Source organism: Rothia sp. HMSC069D01 (assembly GCF_001810135.1).
Lineage (GTDB): Bacteria > Actinomycetota > Actinomycetes > Actinomycetales > Micrococcaceae > Rothia.
In genome coordinates this window covers 1-21209 of record NZ_KV800099.1, presented here as the reverse complement: position 1 = coordinate 21209, position 21209 = coordinate 1, and the positions used below count along the sequence as shown (strand labels likewise).

The window sequence follows — 21209 nt, the reverse complement described above, 5'->3', positions numbered from 1 at the left end:
ACTCCGCAGGTTGCGTGGGGTATCTATTTTCAGTCACGGGCAGACGGAGGCTCCAGTGCCTATATATGGTAGACCCGGACATGTGTGATGTGGTGGGCTTTTCATGAAAAAACAGGGGTCATTTTTGAAATTCTTGAAGTATTTTTCAAATAAATGGGGGTTTCGTACAAATAACGCGAAAAGCCACGCAATCTCTGCGCGGCTTTTCGCGTTATACAAACCATCTTCAGGGGTGAGGCCTAGGGGAGGTCAGGGGCGGCGTTCCCTAAAGAAGTCCACCATCAGCTGCGCACACTCATCAGCACGCACCCCCGCATACACCTCGGGAACCGGAGCAACCCTGCCGTCACGCAGTACATCGTAACGACTGCCAGCAGCCCCCGTCTTCTCCTCCCAGGCGCCAAAAACCACCGTCGAAACGCGTGACGCCAAAATCGTGCCGGCGCACATCAGGCACGGCTCCACGGTCACGACCAGGGTGCAACCGTCCAGGCGCCACTGACCACGATGCGCCGCCGCCTGACGAATCGCGTTCACCTCCGCATGGGCACTGGGGTCATGCTCCCGCTCGCGGGTATTGCCTGCCGAACCAATAATGACGCCCTGCTCGTCCACCACCACAGCACCGATAGGGATCTCGCCACGCTCACCTGCGGCGGCGCCCTCGGCGAGGGCGCGGACCATCCACTCGCCGTGTTCGGGGCGAGCGGGAATATCGCTGAGCACAGCGGAAGAACCGTCTGTGACCGTCAATTTTGAATATTCCGAATATGACATACAACCTCGTCAGGGGAATAAATAAACGTTAATGGGCGCGACTAGTGGGTGGCAGCCAAAGAGAAAGGATACACCGCAGAAGCACCCGCCAGCCGCAGCTCACGCGCCACAGCCGTAAACGCCCACCGCGAATCCACCACATCAGAAACCAGCAGAACAGGGCACCGATGCTCACGCACATAGTCCAGAACTTCTGCAGGCACCCGGTACGAGCGCAGCACATCCGCACAGCGGAATGCGCTATTACCGCCAAAGAAACGCGGCTCCCCCACCAGAGACACCCGGCCCAAATCCACCAGGCGACCCACCGACGCCAATCCCCTACCCAGGGACTGAGCCAAACGAGGACGCACCGGCGAAGGCAGAGTCAACACCGCCACCGGACGACCTGCCTCAGACCACTGCCAAGCGGCAAGCACCTTCACACAAGCGCGACCCAGCTCGGCAGGGACCTCAGAATCAACCGGCTCACCCAGCTCATTCGTCGCCAGAAGCTCACGCAGACGTGTACCGTACCCCATGTCGCTCAGACGTGCCAAAGCGTAACCGGATTCAGCCTGCTCGTCCTTAGACAAACGACCGCGCGGCGCATCCGCACCCATCAGCTGATCCAACCCGCTCGGCCACATACGACGCGGCTGCAACGGCACACCGACCGTGTTGAAGCTGCTCTGTGCCGCCTGCAGTGCCTCAGTGGGGACCTCCACCGGGTACCAGGGGCCCGCGCACACATCGCAACGACCGCACGCAACAGCGGAAGCATCATCAAGCTGCTGAGCCAGGAAAAGCATGCGGCACTGACTAGTACATTCATACTCGAGCATGGCGTTCTGCTCCAGCACACGTGCCTGCGCCACCGCCGCATAGCGAGCGTTATCGTACCGCCACGGCGAAGAGGTTCGACGCCAATAGTTGCCTTCCTTCACGACGGCGCCCTCAACATCCAGCACCTTCAGCAGAAGCTCCAGGGTTGAGCGGCGCAGTTGAACGCGCGCCTCCAAAGCGGTAATGCTCAACCCCTCCGGGGTCTGAGCCAGCGCATCAAGAACAGCCAGCGCCTGCTCCTCGTTAGGCATGGAGGCGGTCGCAAAATACTCCCAAATGGCGCGGTCTTCACGACCGGGCAGGAGCAAAACATCAGCGTTGACGGCACCTCGACCGGCACGACCAATCTGCTGGTAGTAGCTCACCGCAGACGACGGCGCGCCCAGGTGCACCACAAAACCCAAATCAGGCTTATCAAAACCCATACCGAGGGCACTCGTCGCCACAAGAGCCTTGACACGGTTTTCCTTGAGCGCCTGCTCCGCAACCAGGCGCTCATCGGGGTCGGTTTTACCCGTGTAGGCGAGAACCTCGTAGCCGCTGGCACGCAGAGCGTTTGCGGTATCTTCTGCAGCAGAGACAGTCAGCGTGTAGATAATGCCGGATCCGGGCAGGTCGTTCAGGTGCGTGAGTAGCCAGCCGATACGTTGCGCCTCATCAGGCAGGGTAAGCACACCCAGGCGCAGGGACTCGCGGGATAGCGGGCCGCGGATTACGTGCACAGGGGCGGTGTCAGTGCTGAGCTGTTCAGCGATATCGCGGCTAACGCGGTCATTAGCGGTCGCGGTTGTCGCCAGCACCGGCACACCCACCGGCAGAGACTTAATGAGCGAACCAATACGGCGGTAATCGGGGCGGAAATCATGGCCCCAGTCAGAAATACAGTGCGCCTCATCAATAACAAGCAGGCCCAGGCGCGGCAGCAGGTACGGCAGCCACTGCTCGCGGAACGCCGGGTTATTGAGGCGTTCGGGGCCCACCAGCAGCACATCGAGCTCATCAGTTTCGAGGCGGGTGCGGATCTCATCCCATTCGGTCACGTTCGCGGAGTTCACCATTGCGGCGCGCACCCCCGCGCGGGATGCTGCCTCAACCTGATCACGCATCAGGGAGAGCAGTGGGGAGACAATAAGCGCCGGGCCCATACCGCGGGCACGCAACAGCAGGGAGGAGATGAAGTAGACGGCGGACTTACCCCAGCCGGTACGCTGCACCACCACAGTGCGGGCTCGGTCGGCGACGAGGGCGCGAATCGCCTCGTACTGGCCATCGTGGAACTCAGCATCAGCGACACCGGTGAGGCGGCGCAACACTTCGCGGGCTTCAGCGTGCAGAGGGTCAGCCTGCAGGGAATCGGTGCGCAGGGAGTCCGCGGGGCTGGAAGCTGACTGCTGGGGGTTCATGGTTCTCTCCAACGGTGGGTGGTTGGGTCAATCGCTACGCCGCGACGCGCCGTGCTCTCTTTCCATCATGTCACACCCGGTATCGCCCGGCTCTGCGGATGGTCATTTCTTGGGGAGGCACGCGAGCGCCGCGTCACCTCAGGTTGTTTCGCCATGCGGGCGAGGAGATTTACGCCTCGCTCACCCGTGCGTCCGGCGTAAATGCCGGTAGAATTGTGCCAGTAATACACAGCCTCCGCATAGTTTTGCACAATGTTCACCATAGGTACGCTTTCTATGCTGGTGTTACTCCGCCGCCGATCCGTGTGTGCGGTCCACTCACAGTTCAGGATTTTTCATGACTTTTCTTGCCACCGCTTTGGCGCATCTTCCGGTTGCGCTCTTGGGCCTCGACCTTGAGCAGTTCCTGCTCGATACCGGCCCCTGGGTTCTGGTTGTTTCGGCAATTATCGTATTTATTGAGTCCGGTGTTCTTTTCCCGGTTCTTCCGGGTGACTCCCTGATTTTTGCTCTGGGTATGTTGCATGAGCAGATGGGCCTGTCCCTGTGGGTTGCGTTCCCGGTCCTGGTGCTGGTTGCTATTGCTGGCGCTGAGGTTGGCTACCAGATTGGTGCCCGTTACGGCCGTAAGATCTTCAAGGATGACGCGAAGATTCTGAGCACTAAGAACCTGCACACTACCGAGGAGTTCTTCCAGAAGCGCGGTAGTTTGGCTCTGGTTCTGGGTCGTTTCGTGCCGATTGTTCGTACTTTTGTGTCTCTTGCGGCTGGTATTTCTTCGTACGACCGTAAGAAGTTCCACCTGTGGAATGTTGTTGGCGCGGTTGCGTGGATTGGTTTGATTGGTCTGGCGGGTGTGCTGCTGGGCGGTATCCCGTTCGTGCATAACAACATTGAGTACATTGCTGTGATTATTGTGGCGGTTTCAGTGGTGCCGGTTATTATCGAGTACCTGCGTGGCCGTTCGAAGGCGAAGCAGGAATCTGCTGAGTAATACGTGAGTCCTTCTCGGTCGTTGAGCCGGGGATGAGAAAAGGTGGGGATACCGTTTGGTATCCCCACCTTTTTGCGTTCTCTCAAACCCGGTGGAGGTGATGCCCCGGAAGCCAGCTACACCTCCGCGAGGTTACTACCTCCGCGGGGTTACTTTAGGCCCATGCGTCGCAGGTCTCCACGCATATGGATGTACCGCCCCACCTGCGGCTGGCAGAGAAGAACAATAAAGAAAATGCGGATGATGAAGTCAAAGGCGAGCTTCGCATACATGCCCTCAAGGGTCATAAACGGACCAAAAAACATCGCCCTGACCGCTTGGGAATTATAGTCATTGCTCAGAAAGAAGCGGTCAGATCCGGCTACGACCACAATATCCAGAAGCATACGCAGCGCGCCCTCGATAATAATCACCACTCGCGCCCACTCATAACCCTCATTGAGGTACCAGGCAGAGACTACTCCAAGAACAATAGGGAGAATTATCGTAAGCCCCATAGTGCAAGCTGCCAGCCAATACGCAAATATAAACTCTAGACCCACAAGAGGCTGTAGGGGGTACGTAGCCAGAAGCAAGACCACGCAAATGCTTACCATCCAGATAGCAATGGGGCGCGGCGGATGATTGATAGCGCGCTGGACACCCGGCACACCATACACAGGGCGGGCACCTGCAGGAACCGGAAGCTGAGGTGCCGCTGCGGCGGGTGCCGGAAAGTTCGGTGCCGGAATATTCGATGCTGCGGCGTTAGACTGAGCCGCCTGAGGTACCAGCGTGCCCGCGGGGGCGCCGGAAGTATTGTTAAACATCGTCGTTCTTTCTCTCATATGCTCGCACTGTGGTGCGTCAGTCGGTGATTGTTGTACTCGTTCAGGTAGATTTGCCTTAAACGTACCTAAAAGAGTTATTTGATGTAGTTAGCTGAGAGAATAATACTTTTTCAGTATAGGGTAAGCTTTTCGAACCCTGTAGAGTTTTTATACGATGCCTGGAACCTTTTAGGTAACTCAAAGGGTTTTACCAGCTAGAAGATTTCGATATTTAACGCAAAAGGGTGGAGATACCGTTTGGTATCCCCACCCTTTCATGCTCTGAGCATTTTGGTGGTAGTGGTGTGCTCGGGAGTGCTGTCGCCGGATGCATTATCCTCTGCCGTGTTACTGTCTACCGCGCTACTAGGGCTAGCCTCGGAACTCCTGACGTTGGTGCCCCTTTCTATGTTCCCCATCCCGCACTACGGTGTGGCGGGCGAGGGTTGTTTTCCTTTGATGAGGTGCGTTCGCCGTCCTCGTCATCAGCGAAAAGCTCTCGAAGTTCCGCCGGCACCTGACCGGCAGCCTGTCTCGTCTCAGACATCATCTGCTGGTGTTCTAGTGCACGTGCCCCGCTAACGATTTGGGTGTACACCCTAATAGGAGCACGAGTCAGCAGCACAATCATCAGGAGGTAAAGAACAAGAGTAAAAATGCCGCTCGCGACACGCCCCAGGCTGGACGCCGCAGCCGCTCTAGAGCTTAACTCCGAGAAATTATCCGCAAGAATAAGCACACCGCTAGCAGCCGCGAGAGCGCAGTAGATGATGGTAAGAATGCGCGCCCACTCGCGGCCATCCCAGATCTTCCAGAGAATAAAAATCGGGATGGCGGAGATGATGAGGGTAACCACCAGGGCAGAGAAGAGAACACTCACCACCGTCTCAAAATCGATATATGACCCGCTTAGAATCGGCAGAAAATTACTCAGGGGCCCCAGCACGATAATGGCGGCAGCGCACCACATGACGCTGCGCATAGCCTTCGGGCGCTCCGGAATTACCTGCTCGGAGGCGGCAGTGTAGCCAGCGGTCGCCTCCCGGTAGCCGGGAGTGGTTTGCTTGGGGGTGCTGGCGTGCTCGGGGGCGCTGTCACCGGGCGCGTTGTCCTCTGCCGCGCCACTCTCCACCGTGCTATTTTCAGCCTCGTCGGAGGGCAACAGCACGCTGTACTCGGGAACCGTGTACTCCGGATCGTTTAGCGGTTGCTTTGGGGTACGTTCTGACATCGTTGTTCCTTTCTTCTCTTCGCACCCCGCCCCGCACGCTGTAGCACGGGGCAGGTGGCAAAGAGTCTCCCCATGGGGAGGGGCTTCCCGCCCTAGTTGAGGCGGTAGCCTTCCTCGGTGTACACGGAAGTATCCTTGTAGCCGCGCTGTTCGTTGCGGGAGTTCTTCCGCGCATCCGTACGGCGGGCCCTCTTGTACTGCTGAGCGACCGCTTCTTCAGCCCGTCGGTTAGCTTCCTTTTCTTCCCTGCGGGTCTGTTCTTCTTCCAGATGAGTACGCGTTTCTGCATCCTGATGCGCAACAATCCAACCGTCACCGGCGTTCACCTGTTCGCGTGCTTCTATCCATGCCAACCTCGCGGTTGTCATAAACGACCTGGTGGGACGGCTAATGAGCAGCACAACTATCAGCAGGTAGAAGGCCGTAAGAAAAGCTCCCATAATGTCACTCACCACGATGGAAACTACGTAGTCTCGGGGCCTTGAAGTCAACGATTCATCCGCCAGCCTGGAGAAATAATCAGCCGAGATGAAAGATTGCAAACTCATCGCCCCGATAAAAACCACAAAAGCACTACCGAAGAGGGTGAGGAAGTACGCCCATCTACGGCCCTTCCACAGTCGACGGAGGACGAAAATCGGTATGAGAGAGAAGATGAAGGTAGCAAATATGCCTGAAATGATGATGCCCGGCATATTTTCCATAACGCGGTCTGGGACCTCGTTATGGATAGATACATAGATACGTTGGATTGCGGACAGAATAATAATGGCTGTAGCGAGCCACATGACGCCGCGCAGCGACTTCGGGCGGGGCGGGAGCACCACCTGAGGCGCGGCAGGCGCGGTGGAGGCGGCGGTCGCCTCCGCACCCTCGTGCGCTTCCTGTTGGGGCTTATCCGACCCGCCAGACGCGCCGTCGAAGTTAGGCTTCACACCCGCATTCTGGGCGCGCTGAACCTGCTGTATCTCAGCCAGCAGGCGGTTCTTCTCCGCAGGGTCATTCGACAACGCATAATCGGCGGAAAGCTCACGCAACAGCTGCTCGGTAGAGTCCTTGACCGGGCCTTCTTCCTTCTCAAGCTGACGAAGAACATCCTCACGGGTCGGCTCTTCCTCATCATCCGCCATGCTGTCCTTGATAATCTGCATCTGCTCCCGAATCGCCGCGGGGCTCGGGACCACGCCCACAGCCGGGCGAGTCAGCAAAAACAGGAGAACGGCGCTACCCGCCGTAATCACCCCGACCAGAGCCTGCGACACCATAGACGAAGCAGCGGCAGGATGCGACACCGGATCCAGTGCGGTAAACGCAGGGAAAAGCACCTGAGCCAGACCAAAGACACCCGCAAAAGAGAGCACACCGCTCAAGGAACACAGCAGAAGGTACAGCATCAGCAGGCGGCGCGGATTAACGTACCCTGACTTGGTATAGTCCAGAACGAACCAGAGGAACGGCACCACCAAGACAGCGTCAGACAGAACCTTCGGCAGGGCATAGCTAAGGAACGAGCCGATGTTCACACTCCGGCCCGCGGTAACGATAATCTGGTACGCATCCAGGAGGAAATACACCAGAATGAGCATCATCGCGATGGAATACGCTTTACCGAGAATCGCCATTCCCCGGTCGAATTGCTGCTCCTTATCGCCGACTATGCCGAGGTTTCTTTTCGCCTCTTCAAACGCCGCCCGCTCATCATATGTGCGCTTAGCAGCGCCGGGGGTAGTCTGCGATGTGGATTCGTGCGCAGGTTCGGAAGTAGGGTGCACGAGTCATCCTAACTGTGGTTGGGTGAATAAAGTTATCGGTGAGCCGCAGGTCCGGGACCCGCAGCCAGAATCTGCAAGGCTAAATCAGGTAGTCCTCGCTACGGCGCAAACGCCAATCACGGCGCGCCTGCATGTACGAACGCGACTGACGCGACCACACCAACGCCAACGCTACCACGCACACCAGCATGTACGGGCCAGCAATATACACCGGAGTGTACAGCGGCGAAGCGCTACTGAGCAGCAACTCAACATCCTGGCTCGGCGCACCATTCAACGTGCCCAGAAGAGCCGCCACAGTCAGCATAATCAGCAAAGAAGCCAAAACGCCCAACGCCAACGCCACCGACAGCACCAGCGCCGCCCAACGGTAGCCACGCAGGTACGCCACCGTGCAGAAAGCATGCAGGGTCACGTTACCGAACGCGCTGACCAGCAAGAACATCACCGGGTAGTACGCCTGCGCCTCCACCAGCGACTGGGCGCGCCAGGTCGAAAAATGCGACAAATGGGTAGTCGCATAGGAGACGCCGGTGTACGCAATCAGCGCCAGCCAGCCCACAGCAATAACAAGCAGAACCCAACCCGCCACAGACACGAGAGTGGGGGTGGCGGGCTTCGTAGGATGCGTGGTGTTCGGAGCGGATGGCGGAGAGGACTCGACGGCGGACATAGCTGAATCTTTCGGATATCGGCTGATAGTGTGCGGAAAACGTATGAGCGAGTGTGTGATGTGAGTGTGGACGGCGGCGCAGCGTTTGTCTACCGCGCCGCCTCAAAACTTTAGGCAGAAGTGGACGGATCAACCGTCGCGGAAATACTGTCAGGTAGCAACGGAGAATCTGCCCGGTTCGCCATCGCAATTCGCAAGTTGTTGAAGCGGTAAATGGTCAGCAACGATAAACCGACCTCGCTCAACCAGACCAAGCCCAAGACAACAAGTATCAGCAGGGGGTCAAGCCCCATCGAAACTCCAGCCCAGTCGAGCATCAGCAGCAGGAACGTAATCGGTGAAAGCACCAGCCCCACCGCAACAAACCCGATCAGGGAGCAGATAGCCCAAACGCTATACACGGAGGCGTCCGTCGAATCATTCGGAGGGCGCATCAGCGGCCACATCTGAACCACCAGGTAAAGCGCCGCCACAAAACCAAAACAAATCGCCAACGGCTGCGTGTACTGAGAAATAATGAGCCCTTCGACCAGGGTCAAAATGCACAGAATAACGGCGCGGACCAGCAGGTTCTTCTTGAGCTTCTGCTTGCGCTCCTTCACCTCATCAGCGGTGTAAGTACGCAGAAAAGCGGGTAACTGACCCTGCCCCGGGAACGGCGGTAGAGGACCCGTCGGATGCGTACGCACCACAATCGGCGGGTTCGTACCATCCTGAATGATGACGGTAGAAGTCGCCGAAATAACCGGATGCGAGCCCGTCACCACAGGCGGCGCGTTCAGCGGAACGGACACCTCCGGCGTGGCAGGAGTCACGTGACGGATAGGCGCCTGAAAGCGGGTCTGCATACTGATATCTTCATCCGGGTGTTCTGCGGATGAAGCGGCATCTGTGTTCAGGTGTGTAGCGCCCATGAGTGGCCTCCTGGCAGGTGCGGGTCGTGTTTCTGTCTCTACCGTATCACGCGTACTTTAAGGGAATCTGAGCAGTGGCTGGGCATCGTTGAGAGCGTGTCACACCGCCACTTATCACCCCATCAACACCCCTCAGGCATCACCCGGCAGAGGCGCGGATGCGCGGGGATTCGCCCGCCCGTCGGTGTGCGTTAGCTCTGCTCCGCTACACGCGAAGCCTCCGCGTTCGGGTCCTCTGCATGCTGCTGTTCTGCGTTCCGCTGTTCTTCCTCTTGCTTCTTCTGCGTCAGACGCAAGCTCCTACGAACCGCCAAACTATAGAACAGCGAGAACAGAACCTCCAACGCGAACGACGCCATGACCGTCAGCAGGCTCACCGTATAGAACACGCCCACACGGTCCAGCAGCGTCTGCGGGCCCTGCACCGTCACAAGCGCATAGGCAAAGAACGCCGTCATAATGGCCGCCGCGACCCCGGATGCCGCATTCGCCAGCAACACCAACTTCACCGAACGGTTCGCCCGGTAAATCATGGCAACCCACATGTGCATCACCAGGTAAACCAGCGGCACCGCACCAATCGGGAAAAGCGTGACGCGGATGAAGTAATAAACAGTAATCAGCGAGGGTACGACCAGCAGCAGCACACGCACCAGGTACAGATTCTTAGCCGGCAGCGGGTAATCACTGGTGACATTCCAGAACTCGTCAGCCTGCTGCTCCAGCTCCTCCATCGCCTGCAACTGCATCAGCTGCGCTTGTGACATATGCCCCTGGGACATATGCTCCTGCGGCACAAGATCCGAGGAGCCCTCCACCGGCGCAAGCTCGGCGGCAGAAACCGGTTCACCCCGCCGCATACGAGCGGAATCAGCCATCTTAGCCCTCAAAAATACCGCGAGAACGATCCTTACGCACGCTCTCAGCAGGGAAAATACGACCGCTCATGCTGATGTACACACCCGGCTCCAGCAGGTTCAGGGCGGCAATAGCGGCACCCAGGTTGAAACCGGCATCCGAACGAGCCATCACGGCGGGCTGCATCGCACCGGTCAGCACCACAACCTTATCGCCCAGGTCGGCGTGCTCCACCAGGTAGCGGGCAGTCTCCGGCATGGTGTCAGTACCGTGAGTGATGAGCACCTGGTCGTTAGTGACAGCGTTCAGCGCCTCGGTCAGCTCGGCACGATCCTCATCGGTCATGTCCAGGCTGTCCTTGCCAATCAGCGGGCGAATATCAAAACGGATATCGGTAATCACACGGTCCAGCAGATCCTTAGCGGCAGGCTCACCAATATCCATGGTGCCCGCCACCGAATAGAACTTATCAATCGTGCCGCCAGTGGCAAGAATCGTGATCTCTTCGGGGTTCTTAATGGTGACGCTCACGGGTTTCCTCATCTTTTCGGGTCAACGTACACAAATCAAAACTGCCAGGCGAACCCGGCAGGACACGCCCCACCACACGGGATAGGCACGAGGTAAGACCACGCGCATGAGGGTGAAGACGCAAAAACCCGCCGACCCCCGCAATGCGGGAGGCGACGGGTCGGCTAGTGCGCCCTGTGGGGCTCGAACCCACGACCTGCGGATTAAAAGTCCGTAGCTCTACCGACTGAGCTAAAGGCGCTCCTATCCACACAAAACTGAAAGTGTGCAGATAGAAATACTATACACTACCGGCCCCCAGCCAATGAACGGTACACTGGGAAATCCTATGTCTACACCCGCAGCATCAACCGGCGCCTCCGGGCGCACCCGACACCGCACCCACCACCGCCCCGTCCTTTACTCCGCCGAAAAATTTGAACGCCACGAAGGCGGCATGGACCCCGCCGCACGCGAAGAGGCGGCACACGCCTCCGCACGCATCCTGCTAATGCGTGGACGCGGCACCGATGAGCAGATGACCGAGCGACTTGTCAGCTTCACCGACGACTACGGTATTGAAATGCTCGCCGAACTCTGGTCGCACGCAAGCGCCCACTCCCTGCCGGGTGCGCTGTGGCGTATGTACTGGCTGCGGGATGTGGTGCATCGTTCGCCACGCGGGGTGAGCCGTGCTTTTGAGCTGGGCATGGCGGAGGATTACCGTTCGCACGTGGTGGCGGGTGTTCCCGACCCGCCGAGTGCCGAGGAGGTGGTCCGCACGATTGATAAGATTCTGGCAGGCCTGTACACCGGCGATACGGATATTGCGATGGAACGTTGCGCGGCGTTTGCGCACGTGGTGGCGTTGGGTATTCGCACCGATTATGCGCGCTCTGCCGGGCAGGATGGTGCGGTTCCGGGCAGCCACGAGGTGAAGCGTGAGGCGGTGGAGCGTCGTGCTCGTCTGCCGCGTCAGGCTCAGCAGATGGAGCAGATTGCGCACGATTTGGAGGCGGTCGCCGCCCAGCTTCGCGCCGTTGAGGCTGGTCAGCAGGCTACCTGGGCTTCGGAGGCTGATTCTGCGCAGGGAAAATCGCAGACCAGCCTCGAAGCATTCTAGTCTTCTGCAGCGTTTAGGCGCCTAAAAATGCGGGTTCGTGCCGCGAATTGGCACAGGTTCCACATTGGGCCGCAAAGGCGTGATAAGCCTGTTTCTAATTGGCTCTGCACCGGGTGCGGGTGTATAATAATTACAAGATGTCGGGTTGCTAATAGGTAGCCCCGGGCTCCAAATCTTTAGCCGCTTCGAGCGGCCTTCCGCCGAGAGGCGCTCCCAACCCGACATCCCTAAACGTTCCGGTGGGGGTCGAGAAATCGACCCCCACCGTTTTTTGCTTAAAACCCCGTCTAGAAGCCGCCGCCAGCCCGACGCAGTTGTGTCTGAAGCTCGAGCGCTCATGAGATACGCGCGGGCTATGCGCACCCGCACCACCCAATACTGGTTAGACTGGGAACTATGCTGCACCGACTTTTCCCCCACGCAAACGAATCCCTCGCCTCCCTCGCTGAAATTTCAGCGCAGGTCGGTGAGGCTGCCGCGTTGCTCTCAGAAATGGTCGGCTCCCCCGTTGCGGAGTACCCCGAACTCTTCGAACGCATGCTCACCCACGAGGCGGACTCCACGAACCTGCTGTTCCGCACCCTCACCGAGGTGCGCAGCTCCTTCTCCCCGCCAATTCCGCGTGAAGACCTGTACACGCTGGCACGCAAGCTCACCAACGCCGTTGAGAAACTCACCAGCGCCGCGCACGTGCTGTCCCTGCACAGCATTGACGGCTTCGCCACGCACATCACCTCAATCCTGGACATCATTCAGCGTCAGGCGGTGCTGACCGCCGCCGTCATCCCCAAACTCGCCGATATTCGCGGCCTCGACAACTACTGGATGGACATGCTGCGCATCTCCCGCCAGGCGCTGCGCACCGCCGAAGAGTACGACGCGTACATTGCCGAACGCTACACCCCCGAACGGTACCGCCGCTACGCCACCTTCCTGGCGCAGCTGACCGCCGCCTCCAACGCTATGCGTGATGTGTCCGCCGAGATCGGCCGCATTATCGTTCAGGAATCCTAATGTTCCTGGGTCTTCTAGCCTGCTGCGCCTTCATTGCCGCGGTCTACGTTACCGGTGTGCACGACGCCTCCAACTCCGTCGCTGTTCCGGTGCGTACCCGCGCCCTTGGCGAGCGCTCTGCCCTGTACCTTGCCGCGCTCTTCAACGTGCTCGGTGTGGTTGGTGCGTTCCTGCTACTTGGTGAGTATTCCGCTTCGTGGGTGAATGCCCCGGAGGGTACCACCGGCCTGAACGGCATCGTTGCGGCGCTGCTCGTCTGCGCTATTTGGGGTGTGCTCACCTGGTTTCTGCGGTTGCCGTCCTCCTCAACTCACGCGCTGGTGGGTGCCCTCGCGGGTGTGAGCTGGTGGACCCAGACGAGGAGTGACAGCGCCGCTGAAGGCTTCGGTTCTCTCGCATTCCTGCCGCATATTTTTGGTGCGACCCTGCTGCCGCTCTTCTATCTGCCGCCGCTCATTTTTCTGCTGTCCTGGCTGATGGTGGTGCCGTTCTACCGGCTGGTGGTCGGTCACAACCCGCGCCTGGTGAATCAGCGCGCCCGCGAGGTGCTGGCGGTGTCTGCCTCCGCGATTTCGCTGCTACACGGCCTGCAGACCGGTTACCTGTACCTGCTGCTGTGGGCGCTGCTGAGCGAACGCATCATGGATCCGGCGCTGATTCAGTCCCTCACCTGGGGCGGGATGCTGCTGGGCACCCTCATTATTGCCCTCAGCCTGGGTGCCGGTACGCTGACCGGTGGCCGCCGCATCGGCTACACCTTTGCCTACAAGATGGTGCGCCTGGACCCGTTCCGTGGCGCGGTCGCCCAGGGTACGACCGCGGTGGTGCAGGTACTCGGCTACTTCCTGCTGCAGGTGCCGTTCTCCTCCTCGCACCTGGCGACTGCATCGGCGCTCGGCGCGGGCGTGAACCAGCGTTTTAACGCGTTGAAGTCCAGGATTGTTCTGCAGATTCTTCTGGTGTGGCTGGTAACCATTCCGGCGTGCTTTGTGCTCGGTGTGCTGGCGATGGTGGCGCTACAATCCATCAGCTAGTTTTTAGGGGCGGCTCGTGCCCCTGCATGCCCACTGCCGCGGGATAGCCGGGCGGCGGGTTGAGTCTGAACAGTGCACACCCTCATAATGGGTTGAGTTCTTGGGCTGGCACGCGCCCACTCACCCTCGACTGATTGTGGTTATGTCTTCCCCTACCGTAGCTATTCTGGTCCGCACGAAGGACCGCCCCCGCTTCTTGAGCCGCGCGCTGGAGAATATTGCGCAGCAGACCTTCACCGACTACACGGTCTGCGTGATTAACGACGGAGGCGACGAGCAGGCAACCCGCACCGTCATTGAGGCATCCCCGCTGGGTTCCGGTCGCGTGCAGCTGCTGACCACCTCCGGCGGCAACATGGAGGCGGCATCCAACGCCGGTTTGGCGGCGACCACCTCCGAATACGTGGCGATTCACGATGACGACGACCTGTGGGCACCCGAGTTCCTGGAGCGCACCGTCGCGGCGCTGGAAGAGAGCGGCGCGCTCATGTGCACCACCCGCGTTGTGGAGCGGTACGAACGTGAGAACGCCGACGGCGAGTTCGAGGTGTACGAGGAGCGTATTTTCCACGACGGCCTGCCCGGCATGGGTTTGCAGTTCCTGTTCCGCACGAACCGTGCCGTGCCGATCGGTATTCTCTACCGCCGCTGCCTGCACGAGCTGGTCGGTTTCTACGACGAGTCCCTGCCGGTGGTCGGCGACTGGGAGTTCAACATGCGTGCCGCCGCTGTGGCGGATATTCTGCTGGTGGATGAGCCGCTGGCGTACTGGTCGCTACGCCCCGACGCGGAGGGTGCCGAGGCGAATAGCGTGAAGCGTCAGGCTGATCACGCCCGCTTCGATTCGATGGTGCGTGCCCGCGCTATCCGCGAGGACCTGCAGGCGGGTGCCCGACCGGGTGCATACCTGTACCAGGCGCATCTGGCGGCTGACCTGGAGCGCCGCGTGATTGATGGGCACGATCTGACCCGCGAATCCCTGGACATTCTGCGCTCTATTGAGAGCCGCCTGGAACGTATTGAGGCTCGTCAGCAGGCTATTGAGGAGCGTTTGAAGGTTCTCAAGCACCTGCGCGCCCCGGGCCGCGCGTTGCGTTCCTTGGCGAAGCGTTCCCTCAATCAGCGCTCCCTAGTTCGTCGCGGTACTGAGGCTGGGTCAGCGGAGGCTGGTTCGGCAGAGCAGAAGGGCGCGTAGCCGTGGCAGAGAACAATCATTCTTCTACAGCACCGCGTGTGCTCGTCATTGGCGATATCGGCCAGCACATCTACCACGTGGGCGACGAAGCCATGACCATTGCGAGCGCTCAGGCGCTTTCTGAAGGCGGCACGGCGGTCACCCTCATGACCCGCGATGTGGGCCATTCGGCGCGCTATATCGGCGCGGCGGTGAATCATGAGGCGGACGCGCCCTACGAGTACCTGCCGTTTTTCCTCTTCCCCTGGGCACCGGCTGAACGCGAGCTGACCCTCGCGGCGCTCGAGTGCGTCCTGGAGCAGCTGCACGCCGACCGGGAACGCCCCTCCGTTACCGAGCTGGTGGCGTTACCGCAGGTGCAGGCGCTGCCGGAGGTGTTGCATCCTTTGGAGCAGACCGTTGAGCGGATGGTAGATTTCGCGGATTCTATCGCCTCCATGGACGCGGTCGTCATCTCGGGCGGCGGCAACCTCAACTCCCGCTTCGGTTGGCTCCTCTACGAGCGTGCCGCCGCGGTGCGTGCCGCCGAGCATGCGGGCGTGCCCGTGTACGTGACCGGTCAGTCCTTGGGCCCGGTCCTCAACCCCGAGGACGCGCAGGTTCTGGAGCGCATGCTGCGCACCGCCCGTTCGGTGACGGTGCGCGAACGTTCTTCCCTCGCTTGGTGCCGTGAGCGGGGTATTGACGCGCGCCTGAGCGTGGATGACGCCACCGACTACCCGGTGGCTTCCCCGGCGCGTACCCTGCACTATGCGGAAGGCGTTTCCGCAGGTCAGGCACTGGATGAGCTGCCCGAACGCTACGTGTGCGTGACCGTCAACGAGTGCACCGAACAGCAGGCGCAGCAGATCGCGCGTCTGCTCGATAGCATGTGGCGCGAGCACGGCTACGCCCTCGTGTTCCTGAGCCATTTTGGCGACCCACAGAACCCCGAAAGCGGCGATATTCAGGTGCATCAGCGCATCGCTGAGCAGCTCAGCCCCTCCACTCCGGCAACCCTGCTGCCGATTCTGCACACCGACCAGAGCGTCACCGTGCACCGTGGCGCGGCGTTCACGCTGACCAGCCGCTACCACCCGGCGGTGTTCTCTGCGGCGGCGGGTATTCCCGTGCTCGCCCTCGTGCCAGATGCCTTCACGCAGATGCGCGTGGGCGGCGCCCTGAACCTGTACGGGCTGGGCGAGTTCACCCTGCCGTTGGGCATGCTCGCCGGTGGCGTTCCCGAGCTGATGGTCACCGCTGCCCTGCGGCATGCGGCGGTGGCATCGGATGCACGCCGCACCGAGCTGCTGGAGGCTCTGCGAGCCGAGCGTGCCTACCTGCTCGCGCAGATTCTTGGCTCTGGGAAATGTGCGGCCCCCGCGCCTTTCCCTGCCGCAGAGCAAACCCCGGCTCTCCCCGAGCCGCTGGGTGCGACCGTCCGTGCCGCCCGCGAGCTCTTCACCGAAACCTCCCTCACCGCTGGGTTTGAGTGGGCAATGTCCGACCGGGCGCACTCCTGGGATGCCGAGCACCGCCGGCAGCTCGAATACGCCCGCGCTATCGGTGGTGCGTACAGTGCGCACGGTATTCACGGGGCACACGGCGCCGAAGAAACGCATCCTGTCACCGTTGAGCCTGAGTCATCTTCTGAAGCGCCCGCCGAGACGAAGCCGGGCCTGCTGGCGAAGGTAGCGCGGCGCCTCCGCGGCTAGAATCGCAGCTGAGCCCTTGAGCTAAAGTTTCCGCGCGAAAAACTACCCAAGCCAGGGTGCTACGCGGGGTCTCTCACACTTCAACCCAACACTCCCCTACCCCCTTGTACAGAGCACACGCGCCGGTATGATGGTGCTCATGGCACGCTTCGCAGAGATTCTACGCACTACTGAACAGAACACCCGGCAGTTCGTCCATGAGGGTATTCACCGAGTCCGAGCAGACTTCTTTCAGTCTGTGCAGATTGTTGCGGCGTCTATGGGCGCTTGGCTTTTCGCTGAGCACATCCTGGGCCACCAGGAACCCATTTTCGCACCGGTCGCTGCCCTCGTATCCCTCGGCTATGTAAGCGGCGCTAAGCATTCCCGCCGAATCCTTGAGGTCTCCTTCGGCGTGACCCTCGGCATTCTCATTGGCGACCTTCTGCTGATTCTGCTCGGTCACGGTACCTGGCAGGCGGCAGTGGTGCTTTTCTTGACCGTGATTATTGCCCGATTTATCGATAAGGGCATTATTTTTACGATTCAGCTCAGCTTCCAGGCCTGTTTCACGTTGCTGCTGCCCGTACCTGACGATGCGTTCACCCGCAGTTTCGACGGTATCGTTGGTGGCGCCTTTGCGTTCCTCGCCATGTACCTGATGCCACGCGACCCGCGTAAGAACCCGCGTGCCCGCGCGCAGGCTCTCATGGATGCGTTCGCGAAGGTTTTCCAGCTTTCCTCCGAAGCAATCCGCTACTACGACTACAACAAGGCGTACCAGAGCCTGCTTGATGCACGCGCCCTGCAACCGCTGTATGATGCGTGCCGAGGCGACCTGATCACCGCGCAGGGTATGAATGAGCTGTCCTGGAATAGCCGCAAGAGCAAGGGCGAGCTAGCGCGCATGGCAAAGACCCTCGCCGCGGTGGATTTGGCGATCCGTAACGACCGCGTGCTCAACCGCCGTATGGCGTCCACGATTCACCACGTGCAGCTACGCACCGCCGCGCAGCTCTCGCTCAGTGACGCGCTGACCGAGCTGTCGGTGGCGGCACAGAGCCTCGGCTTGGGCATGTCTGCCCCAACGGAGGGCGAACGCGAGCACTACATGATGGAGGCACGCGAGCGCATGATTAAGCTTGCCGGCACCCTCGAGCCGCGCACGATGGGTGTGGCGACCTTCGAGGGCGAGTCGCTCGTGCTGATGCTCCGCCTGATTGTGGTGGACTTTATGGAGGCAACCGGCATGTCCCACAAGGACGCCGTGGCGGTTCTGGTGCCCCTGGGCGAGGCGGTCACCAAACATGCACCGCGTACCTCGGTAATCCCGATTGTTGACGCTGACATGGATGACTCCATGGTGGTTGACGACGTGACCGATAGCGCGGTGAACACCCACCGCACGAACAAGCTCCACACCCGCTCGATCAACATCATGTTGCACGAGAACGAGGAGGAGAGCCGCTCCTCCTAGCGGGGTTCTAGCGGGGTCAGTGGCGACCGTCAAGACACAGCGGAGGGGGCTCCCGGTGACCTTCACGTCAGCCGGGAGCCCCCTCCTCGCTTTTGCTGTTTTACTTCTGCGGGAAGAGTAGTGCCAGCGCCTCGCCCAGGGTGGTCACCTCGCGCACGGTGACCCCCTCGGGCACGTCTCCCACGCCGGTCGGGGAGGCGGGCACCAGCACGTGCGTGAAGCCCAGGCGGCCCACCTCCGCGATGCGCTGGCGGATGCCCGGCACGGCGCGCACCTCACCCGCCAGGCCGACCTCGCCGAAGACCGCGAGTTTACGCGGTAGCGGCTTATTCTGCGCCGCCGAGGCAAGCGCCATGACGCACGCCAGGTCGGCGGCGGGCTCGGCAATCCTTGCGCCACCAACCGTGGATACGTAGCAGTCGAGCTTGCCCACGTTCAGCCCGGCGCGGCGCTGCAGCACCGCCAGAAGCATCTGAATACGCGCCGAATCCAGGCCCGAAACGGTACGGCGAGGGGCGGGCGCCACCGCCTGATCCAGTAGCGCCTGTACCTCCGCGAGCAGGGGGCGGCGGCCCTCCATCGTAACGGTCACGCAGGTGCCCGCCACCGGGTGCGGGGTACTCGAAACGAACATGCCGGAGGGGTCCAGCACGGGCGCGATGCCGTCCTCGTGCATGTCGAAGCAGCCCACCTCGTCGGTGGGGCCGAAGCGGTTCTTAATCGCGCGCAGCATGCGGATATTCGAATGCTTGTCGCCCTCGAACTGGCAGACCACGTCCACCAGGTGCTCGAGCAGGCGCGGGCCCGCGATGGTGCCTTCCTTGGTCACGTGGCCCACGAGCAGGGTGCACATATTGCGTTCCTTCGCGGCGGCAATCACGGAGGCGGCAACCTCACGCACCTGGGTCACGCCGCCAGCGCTACCCTCAACTTCAGCGGAGGCGAGGGTCTGCACGGAGTCGATGACCAGCAGCGCCGGGTCAATCTGCTCGATGTGAGCCAGGGCGGTGCCGAGGTCGGTTTCGCTGGTCAGGTAGAGGGTGTCCGCAATGGCACCGATGCGGTCGGCGCGAAGCTTGACCTGCGCGGCGGATTCCTCGCCGGTGATGTACAGGACCGGGCGCGGCGGCTGGGCGTTCTGCGCAGAGGTGTTTTGCGCTGGGGTGTTTTGCGCTAGGGTGTTCGTACGGTTCTGCGCGCCCTTCTGCCCCGCAATCCCGGCGGTGCCGCGCGCGAAGGTGGCGGCAACGTCCAGCAGTAGGGTGGATTTGCCCACGCCGGGCTCGCCCGCCATGAGGATGACCGCGCCGGGCACGAGTCCGCCGCCGAGTACGCGGTCAAATTCGGGGTTTCCGGTGCTCATGTAGGCGGCCACACGCGAGTCGACCTCGGCGATGGGCTGGGCGGGTTTCTGCACGCTGGATGCGGCACGGGTGCGCGCGCGGGTTCCCCCGGCGGCTTCTTCGACGGTGCCCCAGGTTTGGCATTCGCCGCAGCGGCCTACCCATTTGGCGGTGGTCCAGCCGCATTCGGTGCAGCGGTAGGCGGGGGCGGTTTTGGTGTTTTTCGTGCGCGCGGTCATGGGTCTATTTTAGGGTCTGGGGCAATATGGTGCGCGGTGTTTGGTCAGGGCGAAATGGGGTACCGCAGAACATATTTTTACTCTTAAATGCAGATAGTTTAGCCCTGCACACTCCCGTATAAATATCGAGAATATCCGTTCGTTTTTGAGGCACTTTAGCCCGCCGTTCCGCCCCTGACCTGGCTCAATAACCACCCTTGCGGGTACAATGTTTTTTGTGCAGATGAATTATAGTGACCTATTGCTTAAAACTATCGCCCGAATCGCCCCCGGCACCGAGCTCCGCGAGGGCCTGGAACGCATCATGCGTGGCCGTACGGGCGCACTCATCGTACTCGGATCCGACCGCACCGTATCCTCCCTATCCTCGGGTGGTTTCAACATCGACACCGAGTTCTCGGCAACTCGCCTGCGCGAGCTGGCGAAGATGGATGGCGCTATCATCTGCGACCGCGACGCCACCCGCCTGTTGCACGCCGGCGTACAGCTCATGCCGGACGCCTCCATTGAGACGAACGAGTCCGGCACCCGCCACCGCACCGCCGAACGCACGGCGATTCAGACCGGTTTCCCGGTGATTTCGGTGAGCGCGTCGATGTCTATGATTTCGGTGTACGTTGACGGCACCCGCTACACGGTCGAGGACAGCCAGTACCTGATGGCTCGCGCAAACCAGGCGATTCAGACCCTTGAAAGCTATAAGAAGCGTCTGCGTTCGGTGCTCTCCAGCCTGTCTGCCCTGGAGATTGAGTCGAACGTTTCCCTGGCGGATGTGACAATGACCCTTCAGCGTATGGAGATGGTGAACCGCATTATCCGCGAGGTCAGCCACTACGTGCTGGAGCTCGGCGTGCACGGCCGCCTCATTGCCCTGCAGCTGGAGGAGCTGCGCGCCCCCGAGATGACCGCCAGCGACCTGATTCTGCGCGACTACCTGCCCGAGGTGAACGACGAGCTGATTACCGCCGGCGTTGAGGCGCTCCAGAACCTGGACGATATGGACATCGTGGATCTGCGCGCGATTGCCCGCGCTGTTGGGTTTGGTGAGAACCCCGACCTGGAGCTTCCCCTGCAGCCTCGCGGTTTCCGCCTGCTTGCCGGCATTCCGAGCATCCCGAACGCTATTTCTGAGCGTCTGGTGGAGCGCTTTGGTAGCCTGCAGGCTCTCATGGCGGCGTCCCTTGAGGACCTGCGCGCCGTGGACGGTGTGGGTGAGGCTCGTGCCCGCACGGTGCGTGAGCAGCTGTCCCGCATGGCGGAGAGCAGCTTGGAGAAGTACCTCTAAGAAGACCTATACGAAAGCCCCCGTGCCGGAGTGAACTGCCTCCCGTTTCTTGGACAACAA

General features: G+C 60.7%; 18 protein-coding genes and 1 tRNA gene. 8 read left to right on the top strand and 11 right to left on the bottom strand.

Annotated elements, in window-relative coordinates:
- Positions 1-249 precede the first annotated feature (249 nt).
- Together HMPREF2710_RS03970 and HMPREF2710_RS03965 are read right to left on the bottom strand one after the other, a co-directional pair.
- On the bottom strand, positions 250-777 hold the full coding sequence (locus tag HMPREF2710_RS03970; protein ID WP_049363561.1) for a nucleoside deaminase: 528 nt from the start codon (positions 775-777) through the stop codon (positions 250-252).
- Positions 778-818: 41 nt separating this feature from the next.
- A complete protein-coding gene (locus HMPREF2710_RS03965) occupies positions 819-3005 on the bottom strand; it encodes a RecQ family ATP-dependent DNA helicase (protein WP_070599633.1) in 2187 nt (728 codons plus the stop codon).
- Positions 3006-3342: 337 nt separating this feature from the next.
- Between HMPREF2710_RS03965 and HMPREF2710_RS03960 the strand changes: the two genes are divergently transcribed.
- On the top strand, positions 3343-3999 hold the full coding sequence (locus tag HMPREF2710_RS03960) for a DedA family protein (RefSeq protein WP_005504410.1): 657 nt from the start codon (positions 3343-3345) through the stop codon (positions 3997-3999).
- A gap of 149 nt (positions 4000-4148) precedes the next feature.
- Here the strand turns inward: HMPREF2710_RS03960 and HMPREF2710_RS03955 are convergent, their stop codons facing one another.
- From HMPREF2710_RS03955 to HMPREF2710_RS03920, 8 genes are all read right to left on the bottom strand, one after another.
- The gene (locus HMPREF2710_RS03955) at positions 4149-4808 is read right to left on the bottom strand and encodes a hypothetical protein (RefSeq protein ID WP_070599631.1); all 660 of its coding nucleotides are present in this window, start codon (positions 4806-4808) and stop codon (positions 4149-4151) included.
- A 406-nt stretch (positions 4809-5214) separates the two neighbouring features.
- Positions 5215-6039: a multidrug ABC transporter permease gene (locus tag HMPREF2710_RS03950; RefSeq protein WP_070599629.1), complete on the bottom strand. Its 825-nt coding sequence runs from the start codon at positions 6037-6039 to the stop codon at positions 5215-5217.
- 92 nt (positions 6040-6131) lie between these two features.
- Positions 6132-7811, bottom strand: a complete 1680-nt coding sequence (locus HMPREF2710_RS03945) for an ABC transporter permease (RefSeq protein WP_070599627.1) — start codon at positions 7809-7811, stop codon at positions 6132-6134.
- A gap of 79 nt (positions 7812-7890) precedes the next feature.
- Positions 7891-8484: a flagellar type III secretion system protein FlhB gene (locus tag HMPREF2710_RS03940; protein ID WP_044141787.1), complete on the bottom strand. Its 594-nt coding sequence runs from the start codon at positions 8482-8484 to the stop codon at positions 7891-7893.
- A gap of 110 nt (positions 8485-8594) precedes the next feature.
- Positions 8595-9332 carry an organic solvent tolerance protein OstA gene (locus HMPREF2710_RS03935; RefSeq protein ID WP_246824525.1) on the bottom strand — a complete coding sequence of 246 codons (738 nt, stop codon included), beginning with the start codon at positions 9330-9332 and terminating at the stop codon, positions 8595-8597.
- A 257-nt stretch (positions 9333-9589) separates the two neighbouring features.
- Positions 9590-10276, bottom strand: a complete 687-nt coding sequence (locus HMPREF2710_RS03930) for an amino acid transporter (protein ID WP_070599622.1) — start codon at positions 10274-10276, stop codon at positions 9590-9592.
- Between the two features lies 1 nt (position 10277).
- The gene (locus HMPREF2710_RS03925; protein WP_070832225.1) at positions 10278-10787 is read right to left on the bottom strand and encodes an asparaginase domain-containing protein; all 510 of its coding nucleotides are present in this window, start codon (positions 10785-10787) and stop codon (positions 10278-10280) included.
- A gap of 168 nt (positions 10788-10955) precedes the next feature.
- Positions 10956-11028, bottom strand: a tRNA-Lys gene (locus HMPREF2710_RS03920).
- Between the two features lie 87 nt (positions 11029-11115).
- On the opposite strand from HMPREF2710_RS03920, the gene HMPREF2710_RS03915 reads away from it, so the two are divergent.
- From HMPREF2710_RS03915 to HMPREF2710_RS03890, 6 genes are all read left to right on the top strand, one after another.
- Positions 11116-11889 (top strand): histone acetyltransferase, encoded by a 774-nt coding sequence (locus tag HMPREF2710_RS03915; protein WP_083303485.1) that lies wholly within the window; start codon positions 11116-11118, stop codon positions 11887-11889.
- 396 nt (positions 11890-12285) lie between these two features.
- Positions 12286-12903: a hypothetical protein gene (locus HMPREF2710_RS03910; RefSeq protein WP_005504391.1), complete on the top strand. Its 618-nt coding sequence runs from the start codon at positions 12286-12288 to the stop codon at positions 12901-12903.
- Positions 12903-13937, top strand: a complete 1035-nt coding sequence (locus HMPREF2710_RS03905; protein ID WP_070599618.1) for an inorganic phosphate transporter — start codon at positions 12903-12905, stop codon at positions 13935-13937. Before HMPREF2710_RS03910 ends, HMPREF2710_RS03905 begins: the two co-directional genes overlap by 1 nt.
- Positions 13938-14079: 142 nt before the next feature.
- Positions 14080-15132 carry a glycosyltransferase family 2 protein gene (locus tag HMPREF2710_RS03900; RefSeq protein WP_070599616.1) on the top strand — a complete coding sequence of 351 codons (1053 nt, stop codon included), beginning with the start codon at positions 14080-14082 and terminating at the stop codon, positions 15130-15132.
- A 2-nt stretch (positions 15133-15134) separates the two neighbouring features.
- On the top strand, positions 15135-16826 hold the full coding sequence (locus HMPREF2710_RS03895; protein ID WP_012902788.1) for a polysaccharide pyruvyl transferase family protein: 1692 nt from the start codon (positions 15135-15137) through the stop codon (positions 16824-16826).
- 127 nt (positions 16827-16953) lie between these two features.
- Complete coding sequence (locus HMPREF2710_RS03890; protein WP_070599614.1) at positions 16954-18282, top strand: FUSC family protein; 1329 nt, start codon at positions 16954-16956, stop codon at positions 18280-18282.
- Positions 18283-18382: 100 nt separating this feature from the next.
- On the opposite strand, the gene HMPREF2710_RS03885 is transcribed toward HMPREF2710_RS03890, so the two are convergent.
- The gene (locus tag HMPREF2710_RS03885; protein WP_070599612.1) at positions 18383-19864 is read right to left on the bottom strand and encodes a DNA repair protein RadA; all 1482 of its coding nucleotides are present in this window, start codon (positions 19862-19864) and stop codon (positions 18383-18385) included.
- A gap of 208 nt (positions 19865-20072) precedes the next feature.
- Between HMPREF2710_RS03885 and disA the strand changes: the two genes are divergently transcribed.
- Positions 20073-21149: a DNA integrity scanning diadenylate cyclase DisA gene (gene disA / locus HMPREF2710_RS03880; protein ID WP_070599611.1), complete on the top strand. Its 1077-nt coding sequence runs from the start codon at positions 20073-20075 to the stop codon at positions 21147-21149.
- The last annotated feature ends 60 nt before the right edge of the window (positions 21150-21209 follow it).

Excerpts from the sequence above, each read along its gene's own strand:
- HMPREF2710_RS03890 (WP_070599614.1), top strand. The coding sequence starts at position 16,954 with ATGATGGTGCTCATGGCACGCTTCGCAGAGATTCTACGCACTACTGAA.
- HMPREF2710_RS03910 (WP_005504391.1), top strand. The coding sequence starts at position 12,286 with ATGCTGCACCGACTTTTCCCCCACGCAAACGAATCCCTCGCCTCCCTC.
- HMPREF2710_RS03900 (WP_070599616.1), top strand. The coding sequence starts at position 14,080 with ATGTCTTCCCCTACCGTAGCTATTCTGGTCCGCACGAAGGACCGCCCC.
- HMPREF2710_RS03960 (WP_005504410.1), top strand. The coding sequence starts at position 3,343 with ATGACTTTTCTTGCCACCGCTTTGGCGCATCTTCCGGTTGCGCTCTTG.
- HMPREF2710_RS03970 (WP_049363561.1), bottom strand. The coding sequence starts at position 777 with ATGTCATATTCGGAATATTCAAAATTGACGGTCACAGACGGTTCTTCC.
- HMPREF2710_RS03955 (WP_070599631.1), bottom strand. The coding sequence starts at position 4,808 with ATGTTTAACAATACTTCCGGCGCCCCCGCGGGCACGCTGGTACCTCAG.
- HMPREF2710_RS03930 (WP_070599622.1), bottom strand. The coding sequence starts at position 10,276 with ATGGCTGATTCCGCTCGTATGCGGCGGGGTGAACCGGTTTCTGCCGCC.
- HMPREF2710_RS03965 (WP_070599633.1), bottom strand. The coding sequence starts at position 3,005 with ATGAACCCCCAGCAGTCAGCTTCCAGCCCCGCGGACTCCCTGCGCACC.
- HMPREF2710_RS03935 (WP_246824525.1), bottom strand. The coding sequence starts at position 9,332 with ATGCAGACCCGCTTTCAGGCGCCTATCCGTCACGTGACTCCTGCCACG.
- HMPREF2710_RS03950 (WP_070599629.1), bottom strand. The coding sequence starts at position 6,039 with ATGTCAGAACGTACCCCAAAGCAACCGCTAAACGATCCGGAGTACACG.
- disA (WP_070599611.1), top strand. The coding sequence starts at position 20,073 with ATGTTTTTTGTGCAGATGAATTATAGTGACCTATTGCTTAAAACTATC.
- HMPREF2710_RS03915 (WP_083303485.1), top strand. The coding sequence starts at position 11,116 with ATGTCTACACCCGCAGCATCAACCGGCGCCTCCGGGCGCACCCGACAC.
- HMPREF2710_RS03940 (WP_044141787.1), bottom strand. The coding sequence starts at position 8,484 with ATGTCCGCCGTCGAGTCCTCTCCGCCATCCGCTCCGAACACCACGCAT.
- HMPREF2710_RS03885 (WP_070599612.1), bottom strand. The coding sequence starts at position 19,864 with ATGACCGCGCGCACGAAAAACACCAAAACCGCCCCCGCCTACCGCTGC.
- HMPREF2710_RS03905 (WP_070599618.1), top strand. The coding sequence starts at position 12,903 with ATGTTCCTGGGTCTTCTAGCCTGCTGCGCCTTCATTGCCGCGGTCTAC.